Source organism: Pseudoxanthobacter sp., from assembly GCF_036822375.1.
Lineage (GTDB): Bacteria > Pseudomonadota > Alphaproteobacteria > Rhizobiales > Segnochrobactraceae > Pseudoxanthobacter.
Window position 1 is genome coordinate 3,930 of sequence record NZ_DAISHT010000099.1, and the last position, 8,658, is coordinate 12,587.

Annotated in this window: 8 protein-coding genes; 2 read left to right on the forward strand and 6 right to left on the reverse strand. The window is 70.4% G+C overall.

All coding sequences use genetic code 11. The features are described 5' to 3' along the window. Window positions 1–334: 334 nt before the first annotated feature. Window positions 335–1,210: a ferric reductase-like transmembrane domain-containing protein gene (locus tag V7067_RS10690; RefSeq protein WP_334175888.1), complete on the forward strand. Its 876-nt coding sequence runs from the start codon at window positions 335–337 to the stop codon at window positions 1,208–1,210. Here the strand turns inward: V7067_RS10690 and V7067_RS10695 are convergent. Then, the gene (locus V7067_RS10695) at window positions 1,170–1,949 is read right to left on the reverse strand and encodes a glycerophosphodiester phosphodiesterase family protein (protein WP_334175889.1); all 780 of its coding nucleotides are present in this window, start codon (window positions 1,947–1,949) and stop codon (window positions 1,170–1,172) included. The two genes, V7067_RS10690 and V7067_RS10695, sit on opposite strands and share 41 nt — an antisense overlap. A 144-nt stretch (window positions 1,950–2,093) precedes the next feature. After that, entirely contained in the window at window positions 2,094–2,558 is a 465-nt protein-coding gene (locus V7067_RS10700) for a RidA family protein (RefSeq protein WP_334175890.1), read from the reverse strand. A 445-nt stretch (window positions 2,559–3,003) separates the two neighbouring features. Between V7067_RS10700 and V7067_RS10705 the strand changes: the two genes are divergently transcribed. After that, complete coding sequence (locus V7067_RS10705; protein WP_334175891.1) at window positions 3,004–4,035, forward strand: cell envelope integrity EipB family protein; 1,032 nt, start codon at window positions 3,004–3,006, stop codon at window positions 4,033–4,035. 72 nt (window positions 4,036–4,107) lie between these two features. On the opposite strand, the gene V7067_RS10710 is transcribed toward V7067_RS10705, so the two are convergent. The 4 genes from V7067_RS10710 to V7067_RS10725 form a co-directional block, all read right to left on the reverse strand. Next, a complete protein-coding gene (locus tag V7067_RS10710) occupies window positions 4,108–5,400 on the reverse strand; it encodes a DNA polymerase IV (RefSeq protein ID WP_334175895.1) in 1,293 nt (430 codons plus the stop codon). Between the two features lie 116 nt (window positions 5,401–5,516). Then, the gene (locus V7067_RS10715) at window positions 5,517–6,590 is read right to left on the reverse strand and encodes an aldose epimerase family protein (RefSeq protein WP_334175892.1); all 1,074 of its coding nucleotides are present in this window, start codon (window positions 6,588–6,590) and stop codon (window positions 5,517–5,519) included. A gap of 51 nt (window positions 6,591–6,641) precedes the next feature. Beyond that, the gene (locus tag V7067_RS10720; protein ID WP_334175893.1) at window positions 6,642–7,367 is read right to left on the reverse strand and encodes a uracil-DNA glycosylase; all 726 of its coding nucleotides are present in this window, start codon (window positions 7,365–7,367) and stop codon (window positions 6,642–6,644) included. Between the two features lie 4 nt (window positions 7,368–7,371). Then, the gene (locus V7067_RS10725; RefSeq protein WP_334175894.1) at window positions 7,372–8,004 is read right to left on the reverse strand and encodes an NYN domain-containing protein; all 633 of its coding nucleotides are present in this window, start codon (window positions 8,002–8,004) and stop codon (window positions 7,372–7,374) included. Window positions 8,005–8,658: the final 654 nt, after the last annotated feature.

Here is an 8,658-nt window from a genome sequence, read left to right on the forward strand (position 1 = left end):
TTTCATGGCGACGGGCATGGCGCCCGGTGCTTCGCCGGTTTTGCCGCACTCCGGTTCGCCTTGCCCGGTTTACCCCGCCCCGGTCTGCCCCGCCCCGGTTGACCGTGCCCCGTTTGCCCTGCTTTGCCGGGCCGGCGTCGGGCCGCGCGGGGCCGGGCGTTGCGGAAAGGGCGGCGGTCCCGTCTGTGCGGCCGCCCCTTGCTGGGCGCGGCGCCGGCGGGCTGTAATAAGCGCGGCCGGCGCCGCGTAGAACACAGGGCCAGCCGTGCCCGCATCCGGGCCGGGGCATTGGCCCGCGGCGCATCGGCCGGCGGGAAAACCGGGAAGGTCCGCGATGGATATCCGCCGCCATGTTCCGTGGAACGACCGGGCCGGTCGCTTCTCCGCCCTCAAGACCGCGGTTCTGGGGCTGCTGCTGCTGCCGGGGCTTGCCATCGCGGCCGGCTTTGCGGCCGGCGGCGGTCAGCCGGGGGCGCGGCCGGTGACGGTGGCGCTGCATGCCTGCGGCGACTGGAGCCTGCGCTTTCTGGTGCTGTCGCTGGCCGTCACCCCGGCGATCGCGCTGTTCGCCCGGCCGCGGCTGATGCTGGTGCGCCGCATGGTCGGCGTGGCGGCCTTTGCCTATGCGGCCCTCCATCTCACGCTCTACAGCGCCGATCAGAAATGGAACCTCGGCGTCATCGCCGGCGAAATCGTGCACCGCATCTATCTGACCATCGGCTTTGGGGCGCTGCTGGCGCTGGCGCTGCTGGCGGCGACCTCGGCCGATGCGGCGATCCGCGCCATGGGGGCGTCACGGTGGCGGTGGCTGCACCGGCTGGTCTATCCGGCGGCGGTGCTGGCGCTGGTCCATTTCTTCCTGCAGACGCGGTTCGATGTTTCCGAACCGGTGCTGATGAGCGGGCTGTTCGTGTGGCTGATGGGGTTCCGCCTCGTGGTTCGCGGACGGGGCGTGCCGGCGGCTGGCGTGCTGGCCGGGCTGTCGCTGGCCGCCTTTGCGGCCACCATTGCCATCGAGGCGCTGTGGTATGGCGTGGCGACCACCGCGGGATGGCGCACCGTGGCGGCGGCCAATTTCAGTCTGGTGGCGGGCGTCCGGCCGGCGTGGCTGGTGCTGGCGGCGGGGCTGGCGGTCAGCACCGCCGCCCGGCTGGCGGCTAGGCGGCGCCTCAGCGCTGAGGGTTCTCCGGCACGAAGCCCTCGAAAATGATCTGGTCGGCAAAGGCGCGGGCGCGGAACAGGTCCTTTTCGGTGCGCACCGTCCACGTCAGCACCGGGCGGTGCAGCAGGCGCATCATCACCAGCGTGGCCGGCATCGGCAGGGCGGCGACATCGTAGGCGACGAAATCCGGGCGGGTGCGCGGGCCGTGCAGCAGGTGGCGCAGGCCGAACCGGGTGATGGCCGACTGGCCGGCATAATCCGGCCCGCGCAGGGCCCGGTCCGCCGTGATGCCAACGGGGCGGTCCGGCAGCGCCAGATGCAGCAGTTCCACGATATCGGGATCGAACGACATCAGCGCCGCACGCCCGCGGCAGGCGGCCATCACGCCGGCCACCGCGGCCACCAGCGCCTTGCCGCCATCGCGCCGCCAGGTGCTCTTCAGCTCGATCAGCAGCGGCACGCGGTCGTCCACCAGCTCCAGCAGCTCCTGCAGCGTGGGAATGCGGGCGTCGGTGCCCTTCAGCGACAGCAGCCGCAGGGCGGCGAGATCGCGGCGCGCCACGGGCCCGGCGGCGCCGGTCAGCCGCTCCAGCGTGTCGTCATGGAACACCACCACCGCTCCGTCGGCGGAAAGCTGCACGTCGCATTCGATGGCGAAGCCATGGGCGATGGCGGCTTCGGCGGCCGGCAGGGTGTTTTCGACGATACCGCGCGCGGCATCGTGCAGGCCGCGGTGGGCAATCGGCGTGGCGGTGAGCCAGTCGGGTGTGTTCCGGCGTCGGGCCATCGGGCGAAGCTCCGCTTCAGAAGGCGAACGGTGGGGCGCGCAAAGGCAGTTGGGCAAAGGCGGCCGGGCCGCGCGGGCCGGGCAATGGCGGCCGGGCAAGGGCGGCCGGGCCGTGCGGGCGCCGGCTGCCCCGCCCCGGCAGGGTCAGGCGACGGCGAAGATCGCCTCCACTTCCACCGGCGCGCCGAACGGCAGGGCAGCGACGCCCACCGCCGAGCGGGCATGGCGGCCGCGCTCGCCAAGGGCGGCGACGAACAGGTCGGACGCGCCGTTCACCACCTTCGGCTGGTCGCCGAAATCGGCCGTGGAAGCGACGAAGCCGGTGACCTTGACCAGACGGACGATCTTCTCCAGATCGCCCAGCGCGGCGCGCGCCTGCGCCAGCACGTTGACGGCGCACAGGTGGGCCGCGGCGCGGGCATCGTCGATGTCGAAGCCGGCGCCCAGCGTGCCGCGATAGCGCAGACCCTCGGCATCCATCGGCAGCTGGCCGGAGATGTAGAGCAGGCCGCCGTGCAGGACGGTCGGCACATAGTTGGCGGCGGGCGCGGCCGGGCTCGGCAGGGTGATGCCAAGGGCGGCGAGGCGGGCTTCGACGGTTTCCGACATGCGGCTGTTCCTCAGGGCTGTTTCCGGGCGCGCCGGCCCGGCCGCGGGAGGGCTGCGGGCAGGCACGCCGGGGGGGACGTGGGGCGGCAGACGTGGGGCGGCAGCGCGCGGTTTTCAACCGGGCTGCCGGGCACAGTGCGATAAGCAGCCGAAACCGCCGCGATTGCAAGGCCCGCCGCCGGCCCGGCGCCATGCGCGGCAAATGGCCGGCCGTGGGCGGAAAAGGCGGGCAAAGTGCGGCCACGACCCGGCCGGCGGCATTGCAACGGGCCGCGGAACCGGCTTCACTCGCATTGTGCCTGCTGTGGTGCCCGCCGTGCGGTCGGGCCGGCGCCGCTGCCGCCCGGGGCAGGGGAACAGGCCTTGGTTTTGCCGCGAGGGGCATGCAGACCGGCGCAGACAACCGGCATCGGCCGCCCGGCGGCGTTCGGAAGGAAGTTGAGTGATGGCGTCAGTTTCGGTCCGCCGGTCCGGCAGCAGCAGCTTTTCCGGCCCGGACGGAGGCACGCGGCGCGGGCGGGCCCCGCGTTTTGTCGCGGCCACGCTTGCCGCCGGCTTTGCGGCCTGCCTCATGCTGCCGGCTGCGGCGCTGGCCGCCGGTTCCGGCCCGGCCGGGCCGGCGCGGCCGCTTTCTGCCGTGCGGCTGGCCGCAACCACGTCGCCTGCGCCCGCGGGCATCGTCAACGCCGTTTCCCCGCAGGAAGCGGCAGTGCTGAAGGGGTTTACGGCGCATCGTGCCGTCTACGATCTGGGCCTTGAGAGCGCCGAATCGAATGCCGGCGTTTCCGGCGTGACCGGCCGCATGGTTTACGAAATCACCGGCGCGGCCTGCGACGGCTTTTCCGTGACGTTCCGCATGATGACCGATCTCAATGACGACGAGGGCGGCAGCCGGCTGACCGACCTGCGCACCACGTCGTTCGAGGCCGGCGACGGCGTGACCTATCAGTTCCTCACCCAGAATTTCGTCGATCAGGAGCCGAGCGATTCCACCAAGGGCGTCGCCACCCGCAAGGACGGTCACATCGCCATCGACCTGATCGAGCCGGAGAAGATGACCGCCACCATCGATGCCGGCGCCCTGTTTCCGACGCAGCATCTCGCCCGCCTCATCGTGGCCGCCCGTGCCGGCCAGCGCATCGTGCAGGCCGATCTGTTCGACGGCTCCGAGGATGGCCGCAAGGTCTACACCACCACCGCCATCGTCGGGCCGGCGGCAACGAAGGACGATCCCGCTGACGGCGACGATCCGAAGGCTGTCGCGGCGCTGAAGGGCATCGAGCGCTGGCCGGTGCGGCTCAGCTATTTCGACATCAACAACGCGGCGACCGGCGAACAGACGCCGGTCTATGAGATGTCGTTCCTGCTCTATGCCAACGGGGTCACGCGGCGGCTGAAACTCGATTATGGCGACTTCGTTATTTCATCCCATCTGAAAACAATCGACATGCTGCCGAAGGCGACCTGCGCCAACTGAGGCCCGGGCAGGCCGGGCGCCGCCCGGCCATGGTTTTCGGGCCGGCCGTGGCTTTCGGGGAGCCGGGCGGCCTCAGCGGTCCGGCTTGTCGCGGTCGCGGTGCAGGTGGGCGAATGTCAGGCCCGTTTCCACCGCGTCGCGGCCGAAGCGGGCGCGGATGGCATCCATCGCTTCTTCCGCCTTCGCCCGCCGGCCGGCGCCGGGATCGACCAGATCCGGCGGATCGGCGGCGATGTCGTCGGTCAGGTCCGAGACGGTGACGCCGATGAGGCGATAGGCGCGGCGTGGCTCGCGGGCGAGCAGATCGGTCGCGGTGCGGTGAATGCGGTCGGCAAGCGCGGTCGGGTCCGCCAGCCGGCGGCTGCGTGTCGACTGGCGAAAATCGGGCGTCTTCAGTTTCAGCGTCACGGTGCGGCCGGCAAGGCGGGCGGCCTTGAGGCGCCGCGCGGCGGTTTCCGAAAGTGCGCGCAGCGTGGCCGATAGCCGGGCGGGGTCGGCGATATCCTCGCCAAAGGTCGTCTCCGCGCCGATGCTCTTGCGCGGCGCATCCGGCGTCACGGCGCGGTCGTCCTCGCCGCGGGCGAAGCGGATGAGGCGCATGGCCGGCGCACCGACAAGGCGGAAGAGATCGGCCGGATCGCGGGTTGCCAGCGCGCCGACGGAGGTGATGCCGGCTTCCGCCAGCCGCGCCGCGGCCGCCTTGCCGACGCCCGGCAGAATGCCGACCGGCTTTGCCGCCAGAAACAGCGGTGCCTCGGCCCGCCCGATCACCGCAAAGCCGCGCGGCTTGTCGAGATCGGAGGCGATCTTGGCCAGAAACTTGGCATAGGACAGCCCGACCGAAACGGTGATGCCGAGTTCCTGTTCCACCCGCCGGGCGAAACCGGCCAGCACCGCCGCGGCCGGGGCGCCGTGCAGCCGCTCGGTGCCCGACAGATCGAGAAACGCCTCGTCGATGGAAAGCGGCTCGACCAGCGGCGTCAGCGCCAGCATCATGGCGCGCACCTGCCGGCCGACGGCGGCATATTTTTCCATGTCCGGCGGCACGATGACCGCCTGCGGGCACAGTTCGCGCGCCTTGAAGGTGGGCATCGCCGAGCGCACGCCGCTGATGCGCGCAATGTAGCAGCAGGTGGAAACGACGCCGCGCCGCCCGGTGCCGCCGACGATCAGCGGTTTGTCGCGCAGCGCCGGGTTGTCGCGTTTCTCGATGGTTGCATAGAAGGCGTCGCAGTCGACGTGGGCAAGGCTGAGGCCGTTCAGCTCGTCATGGCGCACGAGGCGCGGGCTGCCGCAGGCCGGGCAGCGCTGCGCCGGCACGGCCGCAGCAGCCCGATGGCTGCCGGCGCCGCAATCGCGGCACAGCCAGCCGGCCTTCCCGTCCGCTCCGCCGCCTGCCTGCACCGTCCGCTCTCCCGCGTCCCGCCCGCGCATCCGCCGCGGCGATTATGGCGCGGCGGCGGGGCGATTGCACCGGGCGTTCAGCCCGAAAACGGCCGGAAACGATATTCCGTCACCTGCCGGTATTCGGCGCCCGGCCGCAGCACCGCGGAAGGAAAGCCCGGCTTGTTGGGGCTGTCGGGAAAACGCTGCGCCTCAAGGCAGATCGCGGCATGGGGAAAGGGGCGGAAGCCATCTCGGCACACCGGTTCGGGGCCGAGATATTTCGCGTCATAGACCTGAAGGCCCGGCTCCGTCGTCCACACCTCCAGCGCAAGGCCGGCGGCGGCCGAGCGCACGGTGGCGGCATGGGCAAGGCCCGGTCCGGCGCGGTCGAGCACGAAGTTGATGTCGTAGGCGAACGTTCCGTCGCCCCAGTGGTCGAGGCGGCGGAAGGTGCGGAAATCGAACGGGGTTCCCGCCACCGGGGCGATTTCGCCGGTGGGAATCAGGGCGTCGTCGACGGGTGTGAAGCGGGCCGCGCGGACCTGCAGGTCGTACCCGCGCACCGAACTGCCCGGCAGGAGGGTGAAATAGGAGTGGTGGGCGAGGTTGACCACCGTCGGCGCGTCGGCGGTTGCCGTCAGCGTCACCCGCAGCACGCCGGGTTCCGGCAGGGCATAGGTGCAGGTTGCCGTCAGCGCCCCGGGAAAGCCGGCCTCGCCGGCGGGCGAAAGGCGGCGGAAGGTCACGGCACCGGTGCTGCGGGCGGCCAGTTGCCAGGGCTGCTGGCCGAAGCCCTGCGGCCCGCCGTGGAGCGTGTTGCGGCCGCCGTCGTTGACGGGCAGGGCGTGGGTCTGGCCGTCGAGGATGAAGCGTGCGCCGCCGATACGGTTGGCATAACGCCCGGCGGTGGCCCCGACATGGGCGGGATTGGGGCGGTAGTGGCGTCGGTCGGCAAACCCCAGCACGACGCGGCGCAGGCCGTCTCCGGCCGGCACCAGCAGGTCGCTCAGGGTGGCGCCCTGCGCCAGTGCCTCGGCCGCCATGCCGTGGGCGGCGAAGGCAACGGGGGCCAGGGCCTCCCCGCCGGGCAGCGTCCCGTCCCGCAGCGGTTCGTCCTGCTTGGGTTCGTCCTGCCTCGGTTCGTCTTGCTGCGTCTCGTTTTGTGGCACGGCGCATTCTCCCCGGCCGCCGCAGGGCCGGCGGCTCTTGTTCCGCGGCGCTCAGGCGGGGCCGATATGCTGCACCACGCGGTCGAACACGGCGTGGAACATCGGCTCGGTCAGGCGGCCGGTGTTCGTGTTGTAGCGGCTGCAATGGTAGCTGTCGAACAGGCGGATGCCACCCGGCAGGTCATGTTCGCCGCCGTGGGAGAACGGCGCGCGGGCCCGCGGCAGGCCGGCGGCGCTCAGCACGGTTTCATGGGCCACCCGGCCGAGCGCGACCATGGCCACGAGCGCCGGAAAGCGGGCGATGGTTGCCGCCAGCCACGGCCGGCAGGCGGCAATCTCCGCGCCGGTCGGCTTGTTCTCCGGCGGCACGCAGCGCACGGCATTGGTGATGGCGCTGCGCACCAGCTGCAGCCCGTCGTCGGGGCTGGCGGCAAAGCGGCCGCGGGCCAGCCCGCGCGCGGTCAGCGTGGCATAGAGCAGGTCGCCGGCATAATCGCCGGTGAAGGGGCGTCCGGTGCGGTTGGCGCCACGCAGGCCCGGGGCAAGGCCCACCACCAGCAGCGCCACGGTCTCATCCGGGGCGGCAAAGGTTGGCACCGGCGCGTTGAACCACCCCGGCTCGGCCAGTCGCCACTGGTCGCGGAAGGCGGCCAGACGCGGGCAGGCCGGGCAGTCGCGGGGCGGATCGGCGGTGACGGAAACCGGCTGTGCGGCACTGGCCCCGAGGCCGGCCCGGCGGCTGGCCTTGGTCAGCGCCTCGCTGGCAGCGCGCGTCATGGTGTCAGGCATCCGCCGTATCGTTATCGCGGCTGAAACGCTCCATGCGCTCCTGCCGTTCCGCCGCCCGGGCGTTGCGCTCCGAAGGGTCGCGGCCGATGCGGGCTTCCAGCGCCGTGAGATCGACGAAATGATCGGCCTGCCGGCGCAGGTCGTCGGCAATCATCGGCGGCTGGGTCGACAGCGTGGAAACCACCGACACCTTGCGGCCCCGCCGCTGAATGGCCTCGACAAGCGGGCGGAAATCGCCGTCGCCGGAAAACAGCACGAAATGATCGACATGCTCGATCAGTTCCATGGCATCGACGGCCAGCTCGATATCCATCGAGCCCTTCACCTTGCGGCGGCCGGACTGATCGACGAATTCGCGCGCCGGCTTGGTAACGACGGTGTATCCGTTATAGTCCAGCCAGTCGATCAGCGGGCGGATCGACGAGTATTCCTGATCTTCGATGAGAGCCGTGTAATAGTAGGCGCGCAGAAGATAGCCGTGGCCGCGGAACTCCTCCAGGAGCCGTCGATAGTCGATATCGAACCCGATTGCCCTTGCTGCGCCATAGAGGTTCGCTCCGTCGATAAAAAGAGCGATCTTTTCACGCGGATCGAAATTGAAGGGGTCTTTGACGGGTCGGTTCATCGCAATGCACCAATAAAAATAAATGAAATATCAATGCTCTTCACACGCACAGAGTGTGCGCGATTTGCAGGCGGACCGAAAGGGCGTTTACCAGTTTCGAGTTGAAAAAAATGTGACTTAATTTTGTCTCCGGAACAGCAAAAATGGAAGCAGCCAGCGCCCGCGGCGGATTCCGTTTGCGCGGTGGCCATCGCCGGCGACAACCCGGTGCGAACCGGATGGCCGGGAGGCAGCAGCGCGGACGGCACGGCGCGTTTTGCGGCCGGGACACCCGGCTAACGGCACCGTGGCCGGATCGCGCCCGCAGATCGTTAGCGCCCGCAGATCGTTATGTGTGTAGCGTATCGTGTGCCTTGCGGCATACGCACGGGGCGCCGCCAGCCGGCGAGGCGATTGTCCGCGGCAAAGCGCCTGCGGAAGCTGCGGCACCCGCCTGACCGGAACGGACCTGATCCCTTGCCGGAACGACCTGATCCGTAGTCGGAACGACCTGGCCCCCGGCCCGCGCATGGCTGGGGCGTTCGGGACCGGACGCGCGGCGCTTGCCTTTCGACCGGGCGAACTCTATTGAGGATTACTCGTCCCCACGAATTGGAGTCAACCGATGGCCCGTGTGACCGTCGAGGATTGTATCGACAAGGTCGACAATCGGTT

Excerpts from the sequence above, each read along its gene's own strand:
- V7067_RS10725 (WP_334175894.1), bottom strand. The coding sequence starts at position 8,004 with ATGAACCGACCCGTCAAAGACCCCTTCAATTTCGATCCGCGTGAAAAG.
- V7067_RS10720 (WP_334175893.1), bottom strand. The coding sequence starts at position 7,367 with ATGACGCGCGCTGCCAGCGAGGCGCTGACCAAGGCCAGCCGCCGGGCC.
- V7067_RS10705 (WP_334175891.1), top strand. The coding sequence starts at position 3,004 with ATGGCGTCAGTTTCGGTCCGCCGGTCCGGCAGCAGCAGCTTTTCCGGC.
- V7067_RS10695 (WP_334175889.1), bottom strand. The coding sequence starts at position 1,949 with ATGGCCCGACGCCGGAACACACCCGACTGGCTCACCGCCACGCCGATT.
- V7067_RS10700 (WP_334175890.1), bottom strand. The coding sequence starts at position 2,558 with ATGTCGGAAACCGTCGAAGCCCGCCTCGCCGCCCTTGGCATCACCCTG.
- V7067_RS10690 (WP_334175888.1), top strand. The coding sequence starts at position 335 with ATGGATATCCGCCGCCATGTTCCGTGGAACGACCGGGCCGGTCGCTTC.